The sequence below is a fragment of the Polynucleobacter sp. JS-JIR-II-c23 genome (assembly GCF_035011225.1).
Classification (GTDB): Bacteria; Pseudomonadota; Gammaproteobacteria; order Burkholderiales; family Burkholderiaceae; genus Polynucleobacter.
The window spans coordinates 325404-350581 of the sequence record NZ_JAYGQT010000001.1 but is presented as its reverse complement, the minus strand read 5'-3'; the positions used below and the strand labels follow the sequence as shown (position 1 = coordinate 350581).

The 25178-nt window shown below is 45.6% G+C and carries 31 protein-coding genes and 1 tRNA gene; 15 read left to right on the top strand and 17 right to left on the bottom strand.

The annotated features are described in order from the left end of the window. Window positions 1–84: 84 nt before the first annotated feature. The 5 genes from VC159_RS01950 to VC159_RS01930 are packed head-to-tail and all read left to right on the top strand — an operon-like array spanning window position 85 to window position 3385. Window positions 85–1008, top strand: a complete 924-nt coding sequence (locus VC159_RS01950) for a branched-chain amino acid transaminase (protein WP_072582778.1) — start codon at window positions 85–87, stop codon at window positions 1006–1008. 23 nt (window positions 1009–1031) lie between these two features. Continuing rightward, window positions 1032–1220, top strand: a complete 189-nt coding sequence (locus VC159_RS01945; protein ID WP_072582777.1) for a zinc-finger domain-containing protein — start codon at window positions 1032–1034, stop codon at window positions 1218–1220. Between the two features lie 46 nt (window positions 1221–1266). Beyond that, window positions 1267–2301 carry a lipopolysaccharide heptosyltransferase II gene (waaF, locus tag VC159_RS01940; RefSeq protein ID WP_323472546.1) on the top strand — a complete coding sequence of 345 codons (1035 nt, stop codon included), beginning with the start codon at window positions 1267–1269 and terminating at the stop codon, window positions 2299–2301. Between the two features lie 23 nt (window positions 2302–2324). Further along, window positions 2325–2759, top strand: a complete 435-nt coding sequence (locus VC159_RS01935; protein WP_323472545.1) for a YybH family protein — start codon at window positions 2325–2327, stop codon at window positions 2757–2759. A gap of 5 nt (window positions 2760–2764) precedes the next feature. Further along, complete coding sequence (locus tag VC159_RS01930; RefSeq protein ID WP_323472544.1) at window positions 2765–3385, top strand: DUF2946 family protein; 621 nt, start codon at window positions 2765–2767, stop codon at window positions 3383–3385. Here the strand turns inward: VC159_RS01930 and VC159_RS01925 are convergent. Beyond that, window positions 3382–5082: a M48 family metalloprotease gene (locus VC159_RS01925; RefSeq protein WP_323472543.1), complete on the bottom strand. Its 1701-nt coding sequence runs from the start codon at window positions 5080–5082 to the stop codon at window positions 3382–3384. The two genes, VC159_RS01930 and VC159_RS01925, sit on opposite strands and share 4 nt — an antisense overlap. Window positions 5083–5105: 23 nt before the next feature. On the opposite strand from VC159_RS01925, the gene moaC reads away from it, so the two are divergent. Next, a complete protein-coding gene (moaC, locus tag VC159_RS01920) occupies window positions 5106–5582 on the top strand; it encodes a cyclic pyranopterin monophosphate synthase MoaC (protein ID WP_323472542.1) in 477 nt (158 codons plus the stop codon). Between the two features lie 55 nt (window positions 5583–5637). On the opposite strand, the gene VC159_RS01915 is transcribed toward moaC, so the two are convergent. The 9 genes from VC159_RS01915 to VC159_RS01875 all read right to left on the bottom strand — a co-directional run bounded on the left by VC159_RS01915 (window position 5638) and on the right by VC159_RS01875 (window position 12249). Further along, on the bottom strand, window positions 5638–6150 hold the full coding sequence (locus VC159_RS01915; RefSeq protein WP_323472541.1) for a pilin: 513 nt from the start codon (window positions 6148–6150) through the stop codon (window positions 5638–5640). A 127-nt stretch (window positions 6151–6277) separates the two neighbouring features. After that, window positions 6278–6979, bottom strand: a complete 702-nt coding sequence (locus VC159_RS01910) for a TerC family protein (RefSeq protein ID WP_215321007.1) — start codon at window positions 6977–6979, stop codon at window positions 6278–6280. A gap of 90 nt (window positions 6980–7069) precedes the next feature. Further along, window positions 7070–7963 (bottom strand): succinate--CoA ligase subunit alpha, encoded by an 894-nt coding sequence (gene sucD / locus VC159_RS01905; protein WP_072582760.1) that lies wholly within the window; start codon window positions 7961–7963, stop codon window positions 7070–7072. Between the two features lie 15 nt (window positions 7964–7978). Continuing rightward, the gene (sucC, locus tag VC159_RS01900; RefSeq protein WP_323472540.1) at window positions 7979–9148 is read right to left on the bottom strand and encodes an ADP-forming succinate--CoA ligase subunit beta; all 1170 of its coding nucleotides are present in this window, start codon (window positions 9146–9148) and stop codon (window positions 7979–7981) included. A gap of 188 nt (window positions 9149–9336) precedes the next feature. Further along, complete coding sequence (recX, locus tag VC159_RS01895; RefSeq protein ID WP_323472539.1) at window positions 9337–9858, bottom strand: recombination regulator RecX; 522 nt, start codon at window positions 9856–9858, stop codon at window positions 9337–9339. 4 nt (window positions 9859–9862) lie between these two features. Then, window positions 9863–10948 carry a recombinase RecA gene (gene recA / locus VC159_RS01890; protein WP_370623815.1) on the bottom strand — a complete coding sequence of 362 codons (1086 nt, stop codon included), beginning with the start codon at window positions 10946–10948 and terminating at the stop codon, window positions 9863–9865. A 114-nt stretch (window positions 10949–11062) separates the two neighbouring features. Continuing rightward, window positions 11063–11605, bottom strand: coding sequence for a DUF2878 domain-containing protein (locus VC159_RS01885; RefSeq protein WP_323472538.1), 543 nt, complete (start codon window positions 11603–11605; stop codon window positions 11063–11065). A gap of 54 nt (window positions 11606–11659) precedes the next feature. Next, window positions 11660–11736: transfer RNA gene (locus VC159_RS01880), tRNA-Met, on the bottom strand. A 78-nt stretch (window positions 11737–11814) separates the two neighbouring features. After that, window positions 11815–12249 carry a hypothetical protein gene (locus VC159_RS01875; RefSeq protein ID WP_323472537.1) on the bottom strand — a complete coding sequence of 145 codons (435 nt, stop codon included), beginning with the start codon at window positions 12247–12249 and terminating at the stop codon, window positions 11815–11817. A 54-nt stretch (window positions 12250–12303) separates the two neighbouring features. On the opposite strand from VC159_RS01875, the gene VC159_RS01870 reads away from it, so the two are divergent. Both VC159_RS01870 and VC159_RS01865 read left to right on the top strand, forming a co-directional pair. Continuing rightward, on the top strand, window positions 12304–12627 hold the full coding sequence (locus VC159_RS01870) for a DUF6150 family protein (protein WP_323472536.1): 324 nt from the start codon (window positions 12304–12306) through the stop codon (window positions 12625–12627). Window positions 12628–12656: 29 nt separating this feature from the next. Beyond that, a complete protein-coding gene (locus VC159_RS01865; protein ID WP_323472535.1) occupies window positions 12657–13268 on the top strand; it encodes an MOSC domain-containing protein in 612 nt (203 codons plus the stop codon). A 66-nt stretch (window positions 13269–13334) separates the two neighbouring features. Here the strand turns inward: VC159_RS01865 and VC159_RS01860 are convergent, their stop codons facing one another. Together VC159_RS01860 and VC159_RS01855 are read right to left on the bottom strand one after the other, a co-directional pair. Beyond that, window positions 13335–15005, bottom strand: coding sequence for an MFS transporter (locus tag VC159_RS01860; RefSeq protein ID WP_323472534.1), 1671 nt, complete (start codon window positions 15003–15005; stop codon window positions 13335–13337). A gap of 230 nt (window positions 15006–15235) precedes the next feature. After that, complete coding sequence (locus VC159_RS01855; RefSeq protein ID WP_323472533.1) at window positions 15236–15865, bottom strand: trimeric intracellular cation channel family protein; 630 nt, start codon at window positions 15863–15865, stop codon at window positions 15236–15238. Window positions 15866–15955: 90 nt separating this feature from the next. Here VC159_RS01855 and maiA point away from each other — a divergent pair, with 90 nt between their 5' ends. Further along, a complete protein-coding gene (gene maiA, locus VC159_RS01850; RefSeq protein WP_215358620.1) occupies window positions 15956–16636 on the top strand; it encodes a maleylacetoacetate isomerase in 681 nt (226 codons plus the stop codon). Here maiA and VC159_RS01845 read toward each other — a convergent pair. Genes VC159_RS01845 through VC159_RS01835 form a run of 3 tightly spaced genes read right to left on the bottom strand, consistent with a single transcriptional unit; the run spans window position 16607 to window position 19347 of the window. Then, window positions 16607–17536 (bottom strand): AEC family transporter, encoded by a 930-nt coding sequence (locus VC159_RS01845; protein ID WP_215358621.1) that lies wholly within the window; start codon window positions 17534–17536, stop codon window positions 16607–16609. The genes maiA and VC159_RS01845 overlap by 30 nt on opposite strands. A 27-nt stretch (window positions 17537–17563) precedes the next feature. Next, on the bottom strand, window positions 17564–18088 hold the full coding sequence (locus VC159_RS01840) for a gamma carbonic anhydrase family protein (protein ID WP_323472532.1): 525 nt from the start codon (window positions 18086–18088) through the stop codon (window positions 17564–17566). Between the two features lie 56 nt (window positions 18089–18144). After that, window positions 18145–19347, bottom strand: a complete 1203-nt coding sequence (locus tag VC159_RS01835; protein WP_323472531.1) for an ammonium transporter — start codon at window positions 19345–19347, stop codon at window positions 18145–18147. Between the two features lie 136 nt (window positions 19348–19483). Here VC159_RS01835 and VC159_RS01830 point away from each other — a divergent pair, with 136 nt between their 5' ends. Together VC159_RS01830 and VC159_RS01825 are read left to right on the top strand one after the other, a co-directional pair. Next, the gene (locus VC159_RS01830; protein WP_215358624.1) at window positions 19484–19846 is read left to right on the top strand and encodes a Rap1a/Tai family immunity protein; all 363 of its coding nucleotides are present in this window, start codon (window positions 19484–19486) and stop codon (window positions 19844–19846) included. 47 nt (window positions 19847–19893) lie between these two features. Next, a complete protein-coding gene (locus VC159_RS01825) occupies window positions 19894–20181 on the top strand; it encodes a glycine zipper domain-containing protein (RefSeq protein WP_215358625.1) in 288 nt (95 codons plus the stop codon). Window positions 20182–20249: 68 nt separating this feature from the next. On the opposite strand, the gene VC159_RS01820 is transcribed toward VC159_RS01825, so the two are convergent. Both VC159_RS01820 and VC159_RS01815 read right to left on the bottom strand, forming a co-directional pair. Further along, window positions 20250–20639 (bottom strand): OsmC family protein, encoded by a 390-nt coding sequence (locus tag VC159_RS01820; RefSeq protein WP_323472530.1) that lies wholly within the window; start codon window positions 20637–20639, stop codon window positions 20250–20252. A gap of 47 nt (window positions 20640–20686) precedes the next feature. Further along, the gene (locus VC159_RS01815) at window positions 20687–21097 is read right to left on the bottom strand and encodes a rhodanese-like domain-containing protein (protein ID WP_323472529.1); all 411 of its coding nucleotides are present in this window, start codon (window positions 21095–21097) and stop codon (window positions 20687–20689) included. Between the two features lie 58 nt (window positions 21098–21155). Between VC159_RS01815 and VC159_RS01810 the strand changes: the two genes are divergently transcribed. From VC159_RS01810 to VC159_RS01795, 4 genes are all read left to right on the top strand, one after another. Then, window positions 21156–22418: a putative Na+/H+ antiporter gene (locus tag VC159_RS01810; protein ID WP_323472528.1), complete on the top strand. Its 1263-nt coding sequence runs from the start codon at window positions 21156–21158 to the stop codon at window positions 22416–22418. A 66-nt stretch (window positions 22419–22484) separates the two neighbouring features. Further along, a complete protein-coding gene (gene miaB, locus VC159_RS01805; protein ID WP_323472527.1) occupies window positions 22485–23831 on the top strand; it encodes a tRNA (N6-isopentenyl adenosine(37)-C2)-methylthiotransferase MiaB in 1347 nt (448 codons plus the stop codon). Further along, window positions 23821–24294 (top strand): rRNA maturation RNase YbeY, encoded by a 474-nt coding sequence (ybeY, locus tag VC159_RS01800; RefSeq protein ID WP_323472526.1) that lies wholly within the window; start codon window positions 23821–23823, stop codon window positions 24292–24294. The genes miaB and ybeY overlap by 11 nt, the downstream gene beginning before the upstream one ends. Window positions 24295–24324: 30 nt before the next feature. After that, window positions 24325–25164, top strand: a complete 840-nt coding sequence (locus VC159_RS01795; protein ID WP_323472525.1) for an HlyC/CorC family transporter — start codon at window positions 24325–24327, stop codon at window positions 25162–25164. The last annotated feature ends 14 nt before the right edge of the window (window positions 25165–25178 follow it).

Sequence of the window (25178 nt, the reverse complement as noted above, 5' to 3'; positions counted from 1 at the left end):
GGGCCGGAAGACCAAAAACTGCCAGCCTAGTGCCCTGCTTAAACCGCTTTTATAGATACTTAATAGACACAAAAGGTAAAGAAAATGTCGATGTCCGACCGCGATGGCTTTATTTGGACTGATGGGAAGCTAATTCCTTGGCGCGAGGCCAATATTCACGTCTTAACCCATAGTCTCCACTACGGAATGGGCGTATTTGAGGGCATCCGAGCCTATAAAACCCCCCAGGGAACCGCCATTTTCCGCCTCCCAGAGCACGTAAAGCGCCTTTTTAACGGCACTAAGATCTTCCAAATGAATATGCCTTACAGCCCAGAAGAGATCACCAAGGGCATTATTGACGTAGTAAATAGCAATAAGCTCGAAGCCTGCTATATCCGCCCAATTATCTTTATCGGCTCCCAAAAACTGGGAATCTCCCCCAAAGGCAACAGCATTCATACCTCGATTGCCGCTTGGGAATGGGGTGCTTATTTGGGCGAAGATGGCCTAAATAAGGGTATTCGGGTTAAAACCTCCTCATTTACACGTCATTTCGTCAATTCTTCACTCGTTCGTGCCAAGGCATCGGGCTACTACATCAACTCCATTTTGGCTAACCAAGAAGTGACTGCCAATGGATATGACGAAGCTTTACTACTTGATACCGAAGGTTATGTTTCTGAAGGTTCCGGTGAAAACCTCTTTATGGTTCGCAACGGCATTGTGTACACACCAGACTTGGCATCCTGCTTAGATGGCATCACACGTGACTCCGTTATCCAGATCGCCAAAGATCTTGGCTATGAAGTTCGTGAAAAACGTCTGACTCGCGACGAAGTCTATTCCGCTGATGAAGCGTTCTTTACCGGAACTGCTGCTGAAGTAACTCCTATTCGCGAATTAGACGACCGCACTATTGGTGATGGCAAGCGTGGTCCTATCACTGAGAAAATTCAGAAGACATATTTCGATGCGGTGTACGGCAGAAATGACCAATACAAATCTTGGCTCACTTACGTTAAATAATTTCAGCAATTAGGAAACAGCACATGACTCAAGCTCAAGTGGTTATGGTGGATGGCAAAGATTTACCTTTACATTGCCCCACCAATAAAACTCCAGCATGGAACTCACATCCACGTGTTTTTCTAGATATCACTGAGACCGGTGAAGCCAAGTGCCCATACTGTGGCACTGAGTACAAACTCATCCCCGGCACTGAGCCGCACGGTCACTAAGCCTTATCAGCACCTCTTCTTGAGGTGCTGAGTCGGGATACATCAAATGCACGGTATTCTGATCATCGCCCCAAACTGGATTGGGGACGCTGTGATGACTCAGCCATTATTGGCATCCCTCAAAGAGCAATATCCAGAAGCAAACATTGACGTACTCGCCAGCACTTGGGTTGCTCCAATTTATCGTGCATGCTCCGAAGTACATGAAGTCATCGAAGCCAAGTTCGAGCACAAAAAATTGCAGTGGGGCTTACGCAAACAACTTGCAACCAAGCTGGCGACCAAAAAATATCAAGCCTGTTTTGTATTACCCAATAGCCTGAAGTCAGCACTCATTCCTTGGCTCGCTAATATTCCTTTTCGGATTGGCTATCGTGGTGAATTACGCTTTGGCTTAATCAACTTATCACTAGATAACCCTAGCAAGGTGAATCGCCCGCCTATGGTGGAGCACTATCTTGCATTAAGCCAACTTCTGAATGAAGAGCAATCTGCATCAACAGCAAGCAATCTCGTACCCAAGTTAAATGTATCCGCCACCGCTAATCAATCGGTACAGACCAAATTACTCAATGCCAAAGTTGATCCAGCTAACATCTACGTGATGTGCCCTGGCGCCGAGTACGGCCCAACCAAACGTTGGCCCACAAGTCACTTTGCACAATTGGCGCAAAAACTCATTGCCAGCAATCCACATAGTCAGATTATTCTTTTGGGTAGCAAAGGCGACCACGCACTTGCCCAAGAAATTCAATCACAAGCAAAGCAGGATAGTCACATTCATAATTGGTGTGGAGATACTTCACTAGATGAAGCGATTGCCTTGATTGGCATGGGCAAAGCGGTTATCAGCAATGACTCCGGCTTAATGCACATTGCGGCAGCCCTCAGAACCCCTCAAGTTGCCATTTTTGGATCAAGCGACCCAGCCCATACCCCACCTTTATCAGATAAAGCTAAGGTAATTTGGCTCAATCTGCCTTGCAGTCCATGCCATAAAAGAGAATGTCCGCTGGGTCACTTAAAGTGCTTAAACGACATCTTGCCGGAACAAGTATTCGCTACACTCAATACCTTGTAGCCATAACCCAGGAACAGTAAGCCATGACCAAACTTGCCAGACTTTTTCATAGTGCAGATGATGTTGTTGAAGCGTGGCGAGATGCCTTACGTCATCGCGATGTTCAAGGCGCTCTGGATATTTGGCTGGATGATGACTCTATTACCTGCGTTCTGCCCGAAGGTCATCGACTAACAGGTCATGCAGAAATTCGTGAGGGCCTAGAGAGACTGCTCGCCAAGCAACCTTTATTCCTAGAGCCCATTGCCTGTATTAGCCATTCCGTTTTAGGTGCTGCGGTATACGACACTACTGAAGCAGTTCATCTGAGAGCCGATCAAGTTGAAGCAGAATTTTTTCTGAATATCACACTCGTACTTTTACAGGATAGTCAGGGCTGGCGGATTGCCCATTTGCATGCCAGTCACTCCACAGAAGACACCTTCGACGCGCCCTCTACACCGCACGGCTTGCACTAAATATCATGGATGATCAAGTGCTTCGGTCACTCATGAAGTGGCCCAATGTACCTGATTGCTATGGCTGGCTTGCTTTAGATCGCCGCGGCCATTGGCGCATGCGTGACGAGTTCGCACAACAAAATAATCTCCCAGGCCAAGTGATTCAACATGCTGCGCTTAATGATTTCATTGAGCGTAACTATGCTTGCGATGAGAGCGGTAGATACTTTTTCCAGAATGGCCCGCAACGCGTTTTTATTACCTTAGATGCGACCCCTTGGATAGTGCGAATTATTCCAAGTGGCGCCGGAGCGGATCTCACTAATCAATGCCATCAAATCATGGAGCCCACTGCCGCGCTAAGCGATGAAAAAGGCAATATTTATATTGTTGGCACAGTAGATCAAACGATTTATGGCAGCAATAAAAACGACATTACTCAATTTATTAAAAGAGATGGTCAAACAATTGCCCTGTTACATGATCACGATCTTGATCATTTTTCTGAACTAGCCAAACTACGCGAAGAAGCTTGTAGCTTTGGTGGATCCTGGACATGGCACGACAAACAACTACCTCTAGACCCCATTCACTCTGAAGAGCTAGCCTCTCGGTTTAACTATATAGCACAGCCACAGCCTTAGCCAGGCATCTGCTTGCCTTGCTCCTTGAGCTCATCTTGGTATTGACGCTGCATTTCTCGTAAACGGGCATCAATACTTGAGCCTTGATAAAAATCGGCGCCACCTGCTGATCTAGCAATACGGAGTTGCTCAATTGCCGAAGGCCAAGCGCCCTCTAGGGCATATTTTTCACCAAGTGCGTAATGGCGCATAGGGATATTGCCCGCTTGATCATAAGACTTAGATAACAAGTTCCACCACACCACTTCATTAGGCTGCGATCTTGTGCGCGCCTTTAACCAAGCAATCGCATCATTAGTGCGGCCCAGCTTTAAATCCGCGTTGATCATGGCAGCACCAGCAGCATATGACTGAGGATAAGCGCGCAAGGTCGCTTGGGCTATTTGTAATGCCTCCTCTCCCTTGCCTTTTGCTAGAGCAAGTTCAGAGGCGGTGATATCCAGCGATAGGCTCTGTCTTTGAATGGGTGATCCTGGTGCACTTGCCTTCTGAGCTAAATTGCGGGCTTGCTGCAAATCCACCTCTGCTTGGTCTATTTTTCCTTGACGTTGCGCTATCAAGGCTAGTCCATAAAAACCTTCTAACTGTTTACCAATCGGCTGTTGTTTACTCAAACTCTCAAAGGTATTTTTTAAGTCATACATTCCACTAGATGTTCCTGCCTGCTCCATGCGCGCACGAGCCTTAATGAAATAGAACTCGACTGAGGTAGGTACATTACGTGATGCAACAGTGCGCGCCCTATCTTGCATATCTGCAATACGATCAGTTGTTAAAGGATGGGTACGCACGTAAGCAGGTACACCTTTATCCATAATGCCGGTGGCTTTTTGCAAGCGCTGGAAAAATCCTGGCGCACCATTGACGTCATATCCACTGGCGTCCAATATCTGAAAGCCCACACGATCGGCCTCCCGCTCTGCATCTCTCGAATAAGAGAGTTGATTATTTACTGCCACTGCCTGCCCACCCTGCATCAAACCAGCTCCGGCCTGCGGGTTGCGAGACATCGCCAATGCACCGAGCACCATACCGGCAATGGCAATCATCGTATTGGTTGTTTGCTTATCCATCTGACGCGCTAAATGGCGCTGCAATACGTGTCCTGTTTCATGACCCATGACAGAAGCGACTTCAGAATCTGACTCAGCACTCACAATCAAACCCGTATGAAATCCAATAAATCCACCAGGTAACGCAAACGCATTAATACTGCTGTCTTTAACAGCAAATACTTCAAAGTTATACGCACCACTACCCTGCTCATTGGCGCCACCGAGTTGTAGCTTTCTAGCGGCTTGTAATAAGCGGCGTTCCATCTGATTTAAAAAATCGTAGATCGGCAAATCATTTGAATAATCAGGATCCGGACGAATCTGGCGCATGATCATTTCGCCATACTTGCGCTCATCCACTCGACTTAAGGCATCGCCACCTGGATCGCCCATATCCGGCAAAACAATAGTAGGCTGACTTTGCATTGTGTTGCGCGTAGGCGCATTAGCAGGGCGCGCATCAGGCGACTGCATTGCCCTACCGATATTCTGAATAGCGGCTGAATTACCCTCTACCGACACATCACCAGCAGGGGTAGCTGCATATGCAGGAAACCCAGAGCAAGCCATCCCCAACATCAGCTGAACGGCCAAAGCACGGTAAAGAAAAGAGGTTTTTGGAACTGACTTTATGTCTTGCATCTCTATATGGTAAAACTTATCCCATGAACAAACTAACTCATTTTGATGCCAGCGGGCAAGCCCACATGGTAAACGTTGGCGATAAACCCAATACCCATCGTATAGCCATTGCCACCGGTAAGATCACCATGCTTCCTGAAACCTTCAAAATGGTAGAGGCTGGTAGCCACAAAAAGGGTGATGTTTTAGGAATCGCCAGAATTGCAGGTATTCAGGCATCCAAAAGAACATCAGACCTTATTCCTTTATGCCATCCGTTGGCGCTAACCCACGTTAGCCTGGAGTTCCAAACCAATCCAAGTGAAAACAGCATCACCTGCCAAGTCAGAGCAGAAACTACCGGACCAACCGGCGTAGAAATGGAAGCGCTCACCGCAGTCCAAGTTGCCCTCCTCACAATTTATGACATGTGCAAAGCCGTAGACCGTGGCATGGTGATGGGGGATGTCAAACTACTCGAGAAAAGTGGCGGCAAAAGCGGGGAATGGAATGCCGCCTGAATTCTCCAATTCAACAATCAAAAGCCGCTTCTAAAGCGGCTTTTTAATTAGTTCCTTATTTACCGATTCTGCATTCCGAAGGTAGTAACTGAGAAATTAAGTTCGTTTCAGTAGACCTACATGACCAACCACCCGCCCAAGTTGCGCCCTCTGGCTTAGACAAATCAATAGGCTTAGGCGAATTTGCATCAGGCTCGTTAGTTGGCACTAAATGAAGTGTATTTTTACCTTCAGGCGCAACACTGACTTGATAGTCAATCGCAATCGCACCCGAGGGTGCGATCTCAATTAACTTAACGCTGCGTGTTGGCGTAAAAGTAAAAGCACCATTCGTTGCATCATCCATGGGAACAGTGCCACGACTTGCAAAAGCCTCTGTCACCGCGAGCTTAGCGCTTGAGGATAAATTCATACCTTCTACAACCCTGCTTCGAGCAATGTAGTCTTGATACTGAGGAACGGCTACCGCAACCAAAATGCCAATGATGGCCACAACCACCATCACCTCAATCAAGGTAAATCCAACTTCTTCCTTGTTTTCTAGTTTTTGAATATCTTGAATCTGCATATTTTCTAGCTCCCGGGGTCAAATGCCCCATCATCCAGTCTAAACCTTTAATCCTCAAGATATTCAGTTGTAAAAAAAGCCAGCTTTTATCGCTGGCTTTTCTGATTCAGAAGAAGGCTGAAGAAGCTTATGCTTTAGCGCGATTCTTTTTCTTCAAATAGGTGCCTAGCAAAATCACAATAGCGACGCCAATGCCCTCAAAAATCATATGAGCATCTTCCATCGCGCCTTGAATAGAATCTTTGATTGCCGGGTCTTCCACCAACATACCGCCAGCCAATAAGCCCAATAAACCAGCACCCAAAGTAATGATGACTGGGAAGCGATCCATTACTTTAAGAAGCATGGTGCTACCAAAGATGATCAACGGAATAGAAAGACCAAGGCCAATGATTAAAAGGGCTAAACGAGTTTCTTCAGGACCCTTTTGAGCAGCGGCAGCTACAGCAATAACGTTATCCAAACTCATCACTAAGTCCGCTACCAATATTGTGCGTATCGCGCCCCAGATATTGGAGTGGCCATCCATCTCTGCTTCATCATCGCTATCGGCTAATAATTGCACGCCAATGTAGACCAACAAAATAGCCCCAACGATTTTCAGATAAGGAAGGCTGAGAAGTTGTACCGCAGTGATTGTCAAAATCACACGCAAAATAATGGCTGCCGCACTACCCCAAAAGATTGCTTTCTTTTGTTGATTTGCTGGCAGATTGCGCGATGCTAATGCAATCACTACTGCGTTATCACCAGATAACAAGATATTGGCAACAATGATTGACAAAAGTGCAGCCCAAAATGCAGGGCCTGAAAATACTGAAAAATCCATGAGTTGTCTCCCTACCTTATTTTTATGTTTTAACTACCGATACAACAAAAAAGGATGCTGTTTAATCAGCATCCTTTTCCTTATTACTAATTACAACATTGCCTTTAGTAAAGCAGCCATTTCAGAAGGGTTCTTCGTTACTTTGAAGCCACACTCTTCCATTACAGCAAGCTTGGCATCTGCAGTATCCGCACCACCAGAAATCAAGGCACCTGCGTGACCCATACGCTTGCCTGGAGGCGCTGTAACGCCGGCAATAAAGCCAACTACTGGCTTCTTCATATTGTCTTTGCACCAGCGCGCAGCCTCTGCTTCGTCTGGACCGCCGATTTCACCAATCATGATCACTGCATCTGTTTCTGGATCTTCATTGAACATTCTCATGATGTCGATATGCTTCAGGCCATTGATTGGGTCGCCACCAATACCAACCGCTGTGGACTGACCTAAGCCAATAGCTGTCAACTGACCAACTGCTTCATAAGTCAATGTACCGGAACGGCTAACAACACCAATACGGCCTTTCTTATGAATATGGCCAGGCATGATGCCGATTTTCAGTTCATCTGGAGTGATGATGCCTGGGCAGTTAGGGCCAAGCAATAAAGTCTTCTTGCCGCCAGCAGCTTCTTTAGCATGCATCTTATTACGCACTTCAAGCATGTCACGCACTGGAATGCCTTCGGTAATACAGATCACAAAGTCGAGGTCAGCTTCAACAGCTTCCCAAATCGCAGCAGCAGCACCAGGAGGCGGAACATAGATAACGGAAGTCGTTGCACCAGTTTGCTGAGCAGCCTCTTTTACAGTTCCATAAATAGGAATATTGAAAATAGACTCGCCCGCTTTTTTAGGATTCACGCCAGCAACAAAACAGTTTTTACCGTTTGCGTATTCCTGACATTTTTCAGTATGGAACTGACCGGTCTTACCAGTAATACCTTGTGTAATGACTTTGGTGTTTTTATTAATCAAAATAGACATATTGAAATTCCTGGATTATTTGTTTTTGGCAACAGCAGCAACTACCTTGGTAGCAGCTTCAGCCATTGAATCGGCGCTAATGATTGGCAAACCAGAGCCTGCAAGAATCTTCTTGCCTAGCTCTTCGTTTGTACCCTTCATACGCACAACCAAAGGCACTGTGAGATTAACTGCTTTACATGCAGTAACAACGCCGTCAGCAATTACGTCGCAACGCATAATGCCGCCGAAGATGTTTACCAAAATTGCTTCAACACTCTTGTTCTTCAACATGATCTTGAATGCTTCAGTTACTTTTTCTGCTGTAGCACCACCACCAACGTCCAAGAAGTTTGCTGGCTCGCCACCGAACAACTTAATAGTGTCCATAGTAGCCATCGCCAAGCCTGCACCGTTCACTAAACAACCGATATTGCCATCCAATGAGATGTAAGCGAGGTCAAATTTAGAGGCTTCGATTTCAGCAGCATCTTCTTCATCGATATCGCGGTAAGCAACGATTTCTGGATGACGGAACAACGCGTTTGGATCAAAGTTGAACTTCGCGTCCAAAGCCTTGATCTTGCCGTTACCTTCAAGAATCAATGGGTTGATTTCAACCAATGAAGCATCGGTATCCCAGTAAGTCTTGTACAAGTTCTTAAATACATCACGAGCCATTGGGATGGACGCTTCAGGAACGCCAATACCTTTAGCAACGATGTCGCAATCCGCATCTGTCAAACCAACCATTGGATCAACAAATACTTTAATAATTTTTTCTGGGTGAGATTCAGCCACTTCCTCAATATCCATTCCGCCTTCGCTTGAAGCCATGATCACATTCTTCTGCGTTCCGCGGTCTGTAACGATACTGAAGTAGTACTCTTTCTTAATGTCAGCGCCATCTTCAATCAGGAGGCGATTTACTTTTTGACCTTCCGGTCCAGTTTGATGTGTCTTGAGCTGCATGCCCAAAATTTCAGAAGCGTATTTTTTTACTTCATCCATGCTTCTTGCCAACTTCACACCGCCGCCTTTACCGCGACCACCAGCATGAATCTGTGCTTTTACAACCCATACTGGGCCGCCGAGTTTTTCAGCAGCTTTCACCGCCTCATCAACACTGAATGCAGGAATGCCGTTAGGAACTGGCACATTAAATTGGCGAAGAAGTTCTTTGCCTTGGTACTCGTGAATTTTCATAATTACTCCGAAACGGTATCTTTTTTAGCAAGCGATGAGGATTAGTTAAACCGATGTTGCCTTGCTCCCATACTTACTCTAGAAATAGCTAAATTAGCCAAATTTGAATAAATGCGAACGGCTTGACCGACTCCATAAGTCTAGCATGCTGCAATGCCGCAAATAGCCTCTGCGGATCCGTAATTGCCCTAATCCGGGCTTTGACCGCCAATCACTTTCGCCACCACTTCTGAGCCAAAACCCTTCGATGCCAAGAAGCGATACTGTCTAGCTCGCTCCTTTTGGTCCTGAGCGCGTACGCCGTATTTTCTGGTCCAGAGATCAAAGGCACGCTGAAACTCGGTCTCTTTTAAGACCCCAAGGAGTGCGGCTGACTTTTTGGCGTCTACTCCAGCCCTATCGAGCTCATCAGCAATCTTTCTCATCCCGTAGCGCTCACTGCGGCGGCGAATCAGCGCTTCAGCAAAACGCTCATCAGACAACCAACCTCTTGCCTCAAAGTCGTCCAAAACGGCTTCAATCTGAGAATGCCTAGATTCAGGTGTTTGCTCGGCCTGATCACCGCCTAACTTGCCCCATCTCGCTTCTGATTCTGCCAATTTTGCGGCCAAGCCTTTGCGACTGTATTCCCGCTGCGACAAAAGGCGCAAAGCCCGAGCTTTGAGACTCGGGCTTTGTTTAACCTTCTGATTACTACTTAACTCTTGCATCGAATTATTCGACTTCCTCTTCCTCGCTCAGCACGTCGGTTACTACTGCTGAACCAGATTTAACGCCTAATTTCTCGCGAATTCTTGCTTCGATATCTTTGGCAATGGCTGGGTTCTCTTTTAAGAACTCGCGCACATTGTCTTTACCTTGACCAATGCGATCACCGTTATAGCTATACCAAGAACCTGACTTTTCAACGAGGTCAGCTTCAACACCCATATCAATAATTTCGCCTTCTCTAGAAATACCAGCACCGTACATGATGTCAAAAATTGCTTCGCGGAATGGAGGAGAAACTTTGTTCTTCACAACCTTCACACGGGTTTCATTACCAACAACCTCATCGCCTTTTTTAATGCTACCGATACGGCGGATGTCTAAACGCATAGAAGCATAGAACTTCAGCGCATTACCACCAGTAGTGGTTTCTGGAGAACCAAACATCACACCAATCTTCATACGAATTTGGTTAATGAAGATCACGGTAGTGTTAGTACGCTTGATAGCGCCAGTTAACTTACGCAAAGCCTGACTCATCAAACGCGCTTGCAAGCCTGGTAAAGAGTCACCCATATCGCCTTCGATCTCAGCCCTTGGAACCAAAGCGGCAACAGAGTCGATCACGATCAAATCGATAGAACCTGAACGCACCAATGCATCTGCAATTTCTAAAGCTTGCTCACCAGTATCTGGTTGAGAGATCAACAGATTATTTACATCTACACCAAGACGTGATGCGTACTGCACATCTAAAGCGTGCTCTGCGTCAATAAATGCGCAAGTGCCGCCAAGCTTTTGCATTTCTGCAATCGCATGCAATGTCAAAGTCGTTTTGCCAGAAGATTCTGGGCCGTAGATTTCAATCACGCGACCACGTGCAAGACCACCAACTCCAAGAGCGATATCTAATCCGAGTGAACCGCTAGACACCACCTGAATGTCTTGACTAATTTCGGCATCGCCCAATCTCATGATTGAACCTTTGCCAAACTGTTTCTCAATTTGTGCCAGTGCTGCCGTTAATGCTTTTTGCTTGTCTCCGCTCATTCCTTCAAATTCTGAAGAGGCTGATTGCTTTTTGTTATCCAAGGCCATGTTTGATTCCCTTTTCGCTATGTACTGGGCTTTTTCCCGAAGTTTTATCTACTGTGTAACAACTTAGGAGTTACTGTATATAAAAACAGTGGTCTTTGCAAGCGTCTTTTAAACTGAATTTACGGATTTTTGACTAGGCTGCACTTGATTAACTCGGTCCCAATAGAAAAATAGGGGTATAGCGACCGCCCAGACCACTCCTACCAGGATAAATCCAGTGATTTCAGTACCAGGAACCCAGGATCCAGCCCCCATCCGAATACCAGCCTCATAGGACATTGGCCCAGCAATACCTCCTAAAACAGCCCCTAAAACAGGTCTGCCGCGCAACCAAGTCAAGGAGCCATTAATGGTGGTGGCTACCAAAACCCACAAAACCCACATCCAGAGGGGTGACAAATAGGGTGACGGCCAATCATCCCGAAAATCCAGATAGCCCAAATGCATGATGAGGGTATCGGCCGCCAAACCAAAGACAAAGGCTTTCAATAAAAGACTGATTTCTGTTTTGGGAGAAGGTGAACGCCAGGCGTGGAAAGCAATGTAGGCTAGGGTAGCAACCACCGCCCAAAGCACATCCTTATTGGCTGCGCCGAGAACACAGGCAAACCAACCAAGCTGGAAAATAACAAAATTCCAAAATTTAGCCATATACCAAGCAACCTAAGAAAAAGGCCACTGCCGAGGGGCAATGGCCTTTAGATTTGGTGGCGAATCAGGGATTTGAACCCCGGACCTGCGGATTATGATTCCGTCGCTCTAACCAGCTGAGCTAATTCGCCGAACTCGCTATTGTAAATGATCGGAATGCATCTGTCTAAACCAATCCAACCCTATGGCCGCTGGAGGTACTCAAATCCCTATTTAATCTGAAAGGTGCTGACGGCCTCATCTCGGCCATAAAGGACATTAAATTCGATTTTCTTAGCTAAAAAGAGCTTTTTAAGCACTTCATCCTTATTCTCAAACACAATCGCGGTTTGTTCAGGGTAATGCGAAAAAGGGTCGCTATTGACGTCTACCACCACCCCATCAATCTTAATTTGCTTGATTGAGCGCTTATAAAACTTATCGGGACGAATAAAAATCAGGCGCTTTACATATTTATCTAAGACGAGCTTTTGACCCTGCTCATTAGTCTTGAAGTAGTAGACCAACTCCTCTTTGCCATTGGTAGTCATGTCACGCTCTTCATCCCACTTGGCGTATACACCCTGGCTGACCATGGCAGCAAAAACTATTAGAGCCAAGCGACTAAGCGTGGGAATCATTTTCTGTTGAGAGAAATTCATCATGCATTGATATTAGCCCAAGCTGCACACAAAAAGCAGAAGGCGTAATATTCCCAAATGATAAATCCATTCCTCTTGCGTCTTTTCATCTCGCTGGCGCTGAGTCTTGGCATCCCACTTTGTGCCTCGGCAGCGCAGATCTTCGTTACTAATTACCCATCAGAGGCGAATGCCAAAGTCTTTGTCACAAAGTACCAATCAGAAGCAAACTGCATTGTATATGACACCCAATACTCCAGCGATAACGGGCCTGGCGTTTGGTTCTATACGAAATACAAAAGCGATGCCCGTGCGGTGATTTATTACACCCAATATAAGTCTGAAGCTGATCTCATTGTGTATTTCACCAAGTACAAAAGTGACGCACGCTGCCGTTACTAATAAACATCTCTTTAGCCCCCATTCATCTCATGAGACTTCTTTCGATATCCACCGGCAAAGTAGCTCCTTTATTTGGCAATCACCACCCTAACTATAAATCCGTTGCCTCAGCTATTCGCAAGAAGGTAGTCAGTGATTTAGAAAATCCTGCTCCAGTTGAAATTACTATGCTTGGCGTTAAAGGCGATGAGCAAGCTGACCTCTCAGTACACGGCGGGTTAGAAAAAGCAATTTACGTTTATCCAGCAGAGCACTATATTTTCTGGAATGAACTGCTTACTAGAGAAACCAAACAGCCAGTTGATTTACAACACGGTGCCATTGGCGAGAACTTCACAATCGAAGGCCTACTAGAAACAGAAGTATTTGTTGGGGATCGACTACAAATGGGAGGGTTAGAATTCTCTGTCGTCAAACTACGTGAGCCTTGTTTCAAATTCAACGCTGCCGTTGGTTACAAGGGTGCAAGCAAGGCCATGCTGCAGTCCGGCTTTAGTGGTTGGTATTTACGCGTTATCAAAACTGGAGTTCTTGCGGCTGGTGCCGAAATTACTTTAATCCCTGGGGCAAGAGAAACTTCTATCGCCCAGCAAAATCAAAAACTCTTAAACAACCGCAATCAAAAAGATTTGTGGGAATAAAAAAACCCGACCATTTCTGATCGGGTTTCTTATTTGATGCAGACTAAAGAATCTTAGTCAATCCGCTTAGTCACGTGCGTAGATATCTACGTCTTTAGTTTCACGTACAAACAGCGTACCGATTACCAATGTCATCGCAGCGATGATGATTGGGTACCAGAGACCGTAGTAAATGTTACCGTTTTGCGCTACCAAGGCGAAGGAGATCGTTGGCAACAAGCCACCGAACCAACCGTTACCAATGTGGTATGGCAAGGACATAGAGGTGTAGCGAATGCGAGTTGGGAACATCTCAACTAACATCGCAGCAATTGGACCATAAACCATGGTTACCAAGAGTACCAAGTACACCAGCAAGAGCAACACCGCAACATAGTTAATGCCAGCTGGGTCAGCTTTAGCTGGATAGCCAGCAGCATTCAACGCTTCACGAATTTGCTTTTTGAACTCAGCATCTTTAGCTTTTGCATCTGCTGGGTCCATACCTTTTGGTGTGTAACCAGTGATTTCTGTATCGCCAATCTTCACAACAGCCAAACCACCTGCAGGGCCAGGAATGGTGCTGTAGCTAGCAGAGTTAGCAGCCATCACTTGTTTTGCAATATCGCAAGAACTAGTGAACTTAGCAGTACCCGTTGGGTTGAACTGGAATGTACATTCATTCACGTCAGCAGTAATGGTTGCTGGTGAAGTTGCCATTGCCTTTTCCAACGCTGGGTTAGCAAAGTGTGTCAAAGCATTGAACACGGAAACTGGGGTGTTAGGGATGTAAGTAATTACAGCCAATAACAAACCACCCATGATGATCACTTTACGGCCAATCTTGTCAGACAAGCTACCGAAGATCACAAAGAATGGTGTGCCGATTACCAATGAAGCTGCAATCAACAAGTTTGCTGTCTTAGCATCTACTTTCAACACTTGTGTGAGGTAGAACAAAGCGTAGAACTGGCCTGTGTACCAAACCACCGCTTGACCTGCAACCAGACCAAACAATGCCAAGATCACAATCTTCAAGTTCTTCCATTGACCGAATGACTCGGACAAAGGCGCTTTAGACAATTTGCCTTCTTCTTTCATCTTCTTGAAAGCTGGAGATTCATTCATGGACAAACGAATCCATACAGAAACCGCCAACAATGCGATAGAAACGATGAAAGGAACACGCCAGCCCCAAACGTCAAAGTCTGGACCAGTGAATTCACGTGTGAACAAAATCACGAGCAAGGAGAGAAACAAGCCAAGAGTAGCTGTTGTCTGAATCCAAGCTGTGTATGCACCACGACGACCATGAGGAGCATGTTCTGCAACATAAGTAGCAGCTCCACCGTACTCACCGCCCAAAGCCAAACCTTGAAGCATACGCAATGCGATCAAGATGACTGGAGCAGCAACACCGATAGTTGCATAGTTAGGCAGAATACCCACGATGAAAGTTGCGCCGCCCATCAATAAGATGGTTACCAAGAAGGTGTATTTACGGCCAATCAAATCGCCTAGACGACCAAACACCAACGCGCCAAATGGACGCACGATGAAACCAGCAGCAAACGCTAACAAAGCGAAAATGAAGGCAGAGCCAGCATCTAGGCCAGAAAAGAATTGCTTAGCAATAATTGCCGCAAGTGAACCGTAAAGATAAAAGTCGTACCACTCAAAAACCGTACCTAAAGATGATGCAAAAATAACTTTGCGTTCTTCAGCGGTCATTGGGGCTGCTTTAGTTGATGTTGACATCAGTAGCTCCTAACTATTTTTATTAAATAAAAAACAACGAATCGATTATGCTTTGAAAAAATTCAAAGAAATCCACTAGTTAGGGTAATTCCCCATCAAATAAGGTCGGGGTTTTCCCGAGAAATTGGGAAACTGGCGGCAATTAAGCAACATGCACTAGCCCAGCGTCTAATACAAGATCGGCGCACTTATATAGTGAGTCTATAAATCCACGCCATAAAAATAAGGGATTAGCGCGTTTTAGTAATAAACATTTTGGGTACGCGCAGATCCCAATAAATAGCAGCTGCGCGCAGTCCAAAAATTCCAAGCATGCAAATCACGGAACCCTCGACTACATAGTGAGGCAAGAAGTTCAGGACCAGGACATAAGCGCAACAACCCAAAGTCACTGGAATGGCATAAAGCTCATGCGACATGATGAGCGTTTTTCTGCCAGCCAAGACATCGCGCAATAAGCCACCGCCAATGGCAGTAATCACACCCAAGATGACTGGCGCCACAGGCAGACCGTAACCCATGCTCCACGCCTTATCAGCCCCCTGAATAGCAAAGAGAGCTGCACCAAAACCATCGATATACAACATCCACCGATAAATTTGCGGCTGGGTAAAGAAAGATTCTGCAAAGAAGGTGAGGATGCTAGCGCCGAGCGCAAGCCACACATATATTTGATTCTCAGACCAGAAAATAGGGGCTTCCAAAATGATGTCGCGAATCGTGCCGCCGCCAATTGCGGTAATTAAACCCAGCACCAAGACGCCGAAGAGGTCTACACCACGATCTGCAATAGCTAAGACGCCTGTTACCGCAAAGGCCATGGTTGCGATGATGCCAATCCAGAAATTAATGTCTTCCATAACAACCAGTCTAATGCACTTTGTCCGAGCGCAGACTTGAATGACCATCCTCAATATACTGTTAGCTATGAGTGCAAATAAGGTGTTGATATGACCCCCAAGCTGTATAGCTTTTGGCGTAGCTCTGCCGCTTTTCGTGTTCGCATTGCCCTCAATCTCAAGGCCATGGATTACGAAATCATCCCCGTTCATCTCGGTAAAAATGGCGGAGATCAATTGGGCGAGGAATATGGCAAGAAAAATCCTAATCGCTTAGTACCTCTTCTGGAAGATGGCGAAAAAAGTATTCATCAATCCTTGGCCATTATTGAGTACCTCGAAGAGATTCAATCTGAGCCATCACTCCTACCAACACTAGCGATTGATCGCGCATGGGTGCGTGCTATTGCAATGGATATTGCGAGCGATATTCATCCAATCAATAATTTACGGGTATTGCGTTATCTCATCAAAAAACTCGGCATCAATACGGAAGCAAAAGATGAGTGGTATGGACATTGGATCAAGCTGGGACTCGAAAGTGTAGAGAAACAATTAAGTCTCGATCCACGAGTTGGGAGATTTTCCTATGGCGACCAACCCGGCTTGATTGATGTCTGCTTAGTACCTCAGCTATTTAACGCATTAAGCGCAAAAGTAGATGTCACTCCCTACCCCACTCTGATGCGAATCTTTCATGAGTGCATGACATTGCCCGCTTTTATCGACGCCTCTTGGGAAAACCAAATTGATGCTGAAGGATTAAACCCCGTTGCTCCACCACAGAAATAAAGAGAGCGTCAGCAAAGAACTCACGGTAGTAATTAATACCACCCTAGAAATCACGCTACCGTCAGCTTTGTAGTATTGCGCCAACATAAAGGGGCCCGTACCAGTTGGTAGCGCGCTGAGTATGATGATGGCACTCACCCATAATGCCGGCAGCTCCAAGATGGGGCCCGCAATGACCCAAGCAATCAAAGGTTGCAGAAGCAGCTTTGCCAAACTGATACCCCAAGCCTGAGCAGGAGCGGTAGTACTCTTTTGCATCAGAAATAAACCGATGGAAACGAGAGCACAAGGTGTTGATGCGGCAGCTAAGAATGCAATCACTTGTGCGATGGGATCATATAAAGTTAAATCGCTTGAGGCCCACAACAGACCAGCAACTGGAGCTATTAATAAGGGGTTAGTACAAAGTGATTTAATCACGCTCAACCCAATCTCATGCGGCTTCTTATGCGACAAGATGCCAATCTCAATCAAGACCGTTGCTAAAGCAAACATGACAAACACAATAAAGGTAGAAATAATCGCAGGCGCTAAACCATCTTGACCAAGGGCAAGTGCACATAAGGGAATGCCCATATACCCCGTATTTGAATAAGAAGCACTCAGGCCATCAAAGCTAGCTGCCGCTAAATCACGATGACGTAGCCAACTCACCAAGAGCACCAAGACAAAAACAATTAAACAACTGAGAAAAAATGCAGTGATGAAACCAGGCTGCCAAAGTGTTTGCCAGCCACTATTGGCGGCAAAGTTAAAGAGTTGCGCAGGCAATGCCAACCAAACCACAAAACGATTGAGCTCAACTGAAGCGTTGATTCCTAACTTACCAGTACGCCCACCAACATACCCAATCAAGATGAGTAGAAATACTGGGAGAACTACATTAAATACATAGAGCAAAATATTTAACGACTGATAGTTAAGGGATTAAGAAATTTTCTTCAAGGTCTTGACATAACGCTGGGCATTTTTGACATAGCGGCCAGCGATATCGTGGATGCCAGCAATCTGCTCCGGGGTCAACTCTTTTACTGCCTTAGCAGGAGTTCCCAAAATCATAGAGCCATCCGGAAATTCTTTCCCTTCAGTAACGAGTGCACCCGCACCAACGAGACAGTTTTTTCCAATCTTTGCGCCATTCAAAATAACTGCGCCAATGCCAATCAAACTACCGTCTCCGATATTGCAACCATGCAACATCACTTGATGACCAACAGTGACATGCTTGCCAATGATGAGTGGGTAGCCTGGATCGGTATGCAAAACAGAAGCATCTTGCACATTACTGCCTGCGCCGATTTGAATGAGGTCGTTATCGCCACGGATAACGACTTTGGGCCAGATGCTCGCATCTTGATGAAGTTCAACCTTGCCGATCACTTCTGCGCTATCGGCAACCCAAGCACCCTCAGCTAGATGAGGGGCATTTCCGTCTAGTTCAAATATAGCCATGATTCATTATAAGTATGAATCGGGCTATAGATGAACGACTCTGCACTAAAAGAAAATTACCAGTTTGGCTCGCGATCAGGCGTAGAAGAAATGCGGTGCACACTTAAATCCGCACCTTCAAATTCTTCTTCTTGAGACATGCGAATACCCAAGACTGCTTTCAGGGTGCCATAGACAACAAAGCCACCAAGCAATGCAATGCCAACACCCAAGGCGCTACCAATCAGCTGACCAGTAAAAGTCACGCCACCAATTCCGCCTAAAGCTTTGGTTCCGAAGATACCGGCAGCTAATCCGCCCCAAAGACCGCATAAGCCATGCAAAGGCCAAACACCGAGAACATCATCAATCTTCCAGCGGTTTTGAACCAAGGTAAACATATATACAAACAATGCACCGGCAACTAAGCCAACAAATAAAGCGCCGAGAGGATGCATTAAGTCTGACCCTGCGCACACTGCAACCAAACCAGCAAGTGGCCCGTTGTAGGTAAAGCCAGGATCGTTACGACCCACCACCCAAGCAGCCAATGTTCCACCAACCATAGCCATCAATGAGTTCATCGCAACCAAACCGCTGATCTTGTCGATCGTTTGTGCACTCATCACATTAAAACCAAACCAACCAACTGCCAAGATCCACGCACCCAAGGCCAAGAAAGGAATGCTTGATGGTGGATGAGCAGAGATTTGACCTTCTTTTGTATAGCGACCACGACGTGCGCCTAACAAAATGACAGCAGGCAGTGCAATCCAGCCACCTACCGCATGAACCACTACCGATCCAGCAAAATCATGAAACTCTTCACCAGTAAACCCTTTGATCCAAGCCTGAATGCCGTAATGTTGATTCCAAGCAATACCTTCAAAGAAAGGGTAGACAAAACCCACCAATATAAAAGTAGCCACTAGTTGTGGATTAAATTTAGCGCGCTCTGCAATGCCACCAGAAATAATTGCGGGGATCGCAGCAGCAAAAGTTAGTAAAAAGAAAAATTTGACCAACTCGTAGCCATTCTTTTCCGCTAGTAACTCCGCCCCAGAGAAAAAGTTCACGCCATAAGCAATGCTGTAGCCAATAAAGAAATAGGCAATCGTTGAGACTGAAAAGTCCACCAAGATTTTGACTAAGGCATTAACTTGGTTTTTCTTCCGAACCGTTCCCAACTCCAAGAACGCAAAGCCTGCATGCATGGCAAGAACCATGATGGCGCCAAGCAAGATAAATAAAGCATCACTTCCAGATTTCAAAGTTTCCATGCAATTTCCCCCTCTTATTTTTGCATCATTATGGGGACTGAAAAAGCCCAAAAAAGGGCATAGTGCACTTATTTAGTGCACATATAGGAATTTGTATGGTTTATCATCGTTTTTACATACACCCAAGGGAGAACCCATGAAAAAAATCCTCATCGCATTGGCCGCTTTAGCTGCATTTTCAGGTCTTGCTCAAGCACAAGAAACTATCAAGGTATTAAGTACTCAAGAACTCGCGAATGTTTGCAAACTTCCTGCAAGCCCAGAATCCCGTAGTTTCTGTATTGGCTTTACTACCTCTGTTTATGAAACCTATTTAGCAACTCGTCACCCACAACGTGCAAAGCCATTTATTTGCGTTAAGCAACCTGCTCCAGCTCGTGATGAAGTCATTGGTGATTTTGTGAAGTTTGCAAACAGCACTCCACAAGTTGCAGACAAACCAGCGGCAGGCGTTTTCTTGGGCTTCTTAGCCTCACGCTTCCCTTGCGCCAGAAAATAATCTAAGTAACTTAGACAAACTAATACCCATTTAAAGGATCAGTTGAGATGAAAAAAATTATCGCAATTACCGCAGCAACTTTAGCAATCGCTGGTTGCTCAAACATGAGCAATACAGAGCAACGTACACTTTCAGGCGCAGGTATTGGCGCAGCAGCTGGCGCTGTTGGCACTGCAATTTTCCACGGCAATCCTATCTGGGGTGCAGTTGGTGGTGCAGCAGTTGGTGCAGCATCTGGCTATGTCTATGATGCTTACAAGAAAAATGAAGCCGCTAATTACAACTCTGGCTATAACGCTGGTAAAAATAATCAGCCAGCTCAGGCACCTAACTAATAGGCCCACTTAAGCAGAATACCCAGGCCTTTTGAGGCCCGAGTTCAGCAATACCAACCCAGCTCGTATTAATTTACTAGCTGGGTTTTTATTTGAATCTGCCCTGCCAATGCTTTATGAATTGGACATTTATGTGCAATCTCAAGTAAGCGCTCTTTTTCTTCAGCGCTCAAATTGCCTTGTAACTGAATGTCACGGGAGAATGTTTCAACATCATCATGCCTCTCAATATCGACAGTCACAATTGCATTGTCTAATTTGATTTCTTTGCGCCCAGCGTACATCTTTAAAGTCATTGAGGTGCAGGCCGCCAAAGCAGCGCCAAGATATTCGTGAGGACTTGGGCCAGTATCAGAGCCACCTTTAGAAACCTCAGCATCAGACAAAAAATGTAAATCACCAGCAGTTAATTTCTGCTGAAGAGGGCCTTGGCCAAACTGTGAAACTACTTTTCTCATAAAAATCCTAAAAAATTATTAATACACATAAATCATCAAGCCTAAATTTAACCCGAATGGGATTTACTCGTTTTTTCTGCAACAGGTAATTGCGCCTTCCTCCAAGCAGTAAAGCCGCCTTCTAAGTGACATATATTGGGCACACCCATTCTCTGGAGAGTTTGTGTTGCTAAGGCCGAACGCCAAGCTGAGGCGCAATACAATACCAATCTCTTGCCTTCCCCAAAGATTGGCTTGTAATAAGGGCTATCAGGGTCAACCCAAAACTCCAACATTCCCCTGGGGGCATGTAGCGCATTTGGAATCATGCCCTCTCGCTCTAATTCACGAATATCCCGTATATCTACAAACACCACATTTGTGTCCGCCAATAAATCCGATGCTTTTTCTACGGAAAGAGTCTCAATTTCAGCCATTGCCTCTTGAATGAGCTCTTGATACCCAATCTTTAATTTCACCAAAATCTCCTAAATTAACAATGTCTTAGTTTCATCAAGCACCTGCTACCATTCTGCTATGAACTTTACCCCCACAGAACTTGGTGCGAGCATTATTTTTGCAATCGCTGTTTTACACACCTTTTGCACAGGCTATTTTGAATCGATTGCTAAAAAATCTCCTCGGCATGCTGGCCTTTGGCATCTTCTTGGCGAAGTAGAAATTGTCTTTGGCTTTTGGGCTGCCATATTAGTTATTTTCATTTCCTTCTATGACGACTTAGAGACTGCAAAGCACTTTCTCAATAAACGCAATTTCACAGAACCACTCTTTGTCTTTGCCATCATGATTGTTGCCGGCACAAAACCTATTCTGTATTTTTCTACTCAAATTTTGCATGCTTTAGCTAACGGCCTGCAATACCTATTTCGCATCAGAAGTGCTCCTGCCTTATATTTTTTAACCCTAGGGGCCACACCACTCCTTGGCTCCCTGATTACTGAGCCCGCAGCGATGACTCTGGCTGCTTTTTTATTGCGCGATTTAGTTTATCGTCACCAATGCTCTAAAGCGCTTCTGTTTGGCACTCTTGGCGTACTCTTTGTGAACATTTCCATTGGGGGCACTCTCACTAACTTTGCTGCTCCACCCGTTCTGATGGTGGCCTCCACTTGGGGATGGAGTTCAGCATTCATGTTTAGTAACTTTGGTCTAGAGTCTTGCATAGTAATCTTCATCAACGCTCTGGCAGCAACTCTTTTATTTCATCGCCAATTAATTGAACCTAATGCTGACAAAAAGGAAGCCAAAATTCCTTTAGCAGTCATTTTGACGCACCTGATTTTTTTATTTGGAGTGGTTTTCTTTGCGCATGATCCAATTATTTTCACGTGGATTCTGCTCTTCTTTATTGGTTACACCACGGCATACCCAAAACATCAAAGCCCTCTCATTCTGAAAGAAGCCCTCTTGGTGGGATTCTTCTTGGGCGGTTTAGTAGTATTGGGTGCATTACAAGGATGGTGGCTGCAACCTATTCTCGAAATGATGAGCCCTACTGCAGTCTTTTATGGCAGTCTTGTTCTGACTGCTTTCACCGACAATGCGGCACTCACCTATTTAGGATCATTAGTAACCGGCACCTCACCGGAGTTCAAACTGGCATTAGTGGGTGGAGCGGTTGCTGGTGGTGGCCTCACCGTTATTGCCAATGCCCCTAACCCAGCAGGTATTGCGATCTTGCGTGGCCACTTTCCTGGACATACTGTTTCAGCACTGTATTTATTGATTGCAGCCATTCCACCCACCATCGTGGCAATTTTGGCCTACAGGCTCATATAAGAACAACTTGGGTCTTAGGCGGTAAAATCTGAGCTTCGCCCCCAGCTATAAACCTGAGAACGGCCCATGAAAAAGCTCTATATCAAAACCTTTGGCTGTCAAATGAACGAGTACGACTCGGGAAAAATGGCAGACCTCCTGCATGCCGACGAAGGCATGGTCATGACGGATCGCCCCGAAGATGCCGACGTGGTTCTTCTCAACACCTGCTCCATTCGCGAAAAAGCGGAAGACAAAGTCTTCTCAGATTTGGGACGGCTACGTGAACTCAAAAAAACGAAGCCCGACTTACTCATTGGTGTTGGCGGCTGCGTAGCAAGTCAAGAAGGCCAACAAATTGTTAGCCGCGCTCCTTACGTTGATGTTGTGTTTGGACCTCAAACACTCCATCGCTTATCTGATCTCATTGCACAGCGTCGCAAAACTGGCATCTCTCAAGTAGATATTTCTTTTCCTGAGATTGAAAAGTTTGATCATCTTCCTGCGTCTCGCCAAACTCGTGGTTCTGCCTATGTCTCCATCATGGAAGGCTGCTCTAAGTATTGCAGCTACTGTGTTGTGCCCTATACCCGAGGCGAAGAAGTCTCAAGACCATTTGATGATGTACTGACAGAAGTCGCTGGCCTTGCTAGCAAAGGCGTCAAAGAAATTGTTCTGCTTGGTCAAAACGTAAACGCTTATCTTGGCAGGATGGGTGACACTGAAGAGATCGCTGACTTTGCTCTATTGATTGAATACATCGCTGAAATTCCTGGAGTTGAGCGAATTCGCTTTACTACTAGCCATCCTAAAGAATTTACACAACGACTCATCGACGTCTACGCCAAAGTACCTAAGCTTGTTAGCCACCTGCATCTGCCTGTACAACATGGTTCGGATTCCATGCTCTCAGCGATGAAGCGCGGCTATACAGCCCTAGAGTTCAAGAGCATTATTCGCAAGATGCGCGCTGTTCGCCCCGACTTGACACTGTCGAGTGATTTCATTGTGGGCTTCCCTGGAGAAACTGAAGCCGACTTTGAGAAGTTGCTCAAAATGGTTAAGGAACTGAACTTTGATAACAGCTTTTGTTTTATCTTTAGCCCACGCCCAGGAACTCCTGCGGCAAATCTTCACGATGACACACCTTACGAAGTAAAACTCAAGCGCCTCCAAACTTTATTGGCATTAGTTGAAGGACAGGCAAACCAAATTAGCCAAAAAATGTTGGGCAATACTGAAAGAGTATTGATTGAGGGTCTTGCTAAGGATGGCGTCAACTTACAGGGTCGTGCTGAAAATAATCGCATCATTCATTTCACAGCACCCGATCAAGATATTGAAAGTCTCATTGGTCAATTCGTAGACATTCGCATTACGGAAGTCCTTAACTACACCCTTAGAGGTGAGTTAGTAGAAGCCCATGTTAACTAATAGCAAAAGCAATTCCCCCAAGCTAACAATTGATCTGCAATACGCCAGCCCGGCGATTGAGTCTGCTGTAAAACAAGCAGCTTCCTCAAGCCTAATTAAGAAATGGGTGAAAAGTGCCACAGCTCTTAGTGGCTTGATCACCCTTCGCTTTGTCAATGCTGCGGAAGGTAAAAAGCTGAACTTGGCTTTTCGTCAAAAAGACTACGCGACCAATGTTTTAACTTTTCCTTATGAGCTTTCAAAAAATAACTTAGTGGCAGATATTATTTTTTGCCTCCCAGTACTTCAAAGAGAGGCTAAAGAGCAAGGTAAATTACTAAAAGCCCATTTGGCCCATTTAATTGTGCACGGCTGCCTTCATGCTCAAGGCCACGATCACGAGGTAAGCCGCGATGCTAAAAAAATGGAGCTCCTGGAAATCCACATTCTCCAAAAATTGGGCTTTGCCAACCCCTATTCTTAATTTGCCATATTTCTACGCTATTCTTGCTATATGCCTGACCCCAATAAATCCCTTTTAGATCGCTTGGCTGATTTTTTAACTCCGCAGCCAACGGAACCCAGTGAACGCCGTCAAGAACTGATTGATACTCTTCGAGAAGCTCAAGCTGAGGGATTAATTGATGCGGATGCCCTCTCGATGATTGAGGGTGTTTTTCAAGTAGGGCAGTTATGTGCCCGCGACATCCTTGTACCCCGCGCCCAAATTGACTGGATCGATATTGGTCAACCTCTCCCTGAAATCATTAAGAGCGTTATTGAAGCGGCTCACTCACGCTTTCCTGTGTTCGAAGGCGGCCGAGATAACGTTATTGGTATTTTGTTAGCGAAAGACTTATTGCGTCACGCTACAGAAAAAGATTTTCAGGTGCGGGATTGGTTGCGCCCAGCGGTCTTTATTCCAGAATCCAAACGTCTCAGCGTCTTATTGCGAGACTTCAAAGACAACCGCAATCATTTGGCCATCGTAGTTGATGAATATAGTGGCGTTGCCGGCATCATTACCATTGAAGATGTGCTCGAGCAGATCGTTGGCGACATTGAGGATGAACATGACGTCGATGAAGAGGCCGACAACCTTATCGCCTTAGATAATGGCGACATTCGTGTTAAAGGCATTACCGAGCTTGAACAATTCAATGAGAGACTTGGTACTCACTTTGAAGTGGAAGATATTGAGACGGTAGCAGGCCTGGTGATTCAGCATTTAGGCCGCGTCCCCAAAATGGGTGAGCTTATCGAAATTGGTAGTATTGAATTTGAAGTGCAGCGCGCCGACCCAAGACAAATTCATATTCTGCTTGCACGACAATCCAATAAAAAATCAGACTGAGATTCACATTGTTT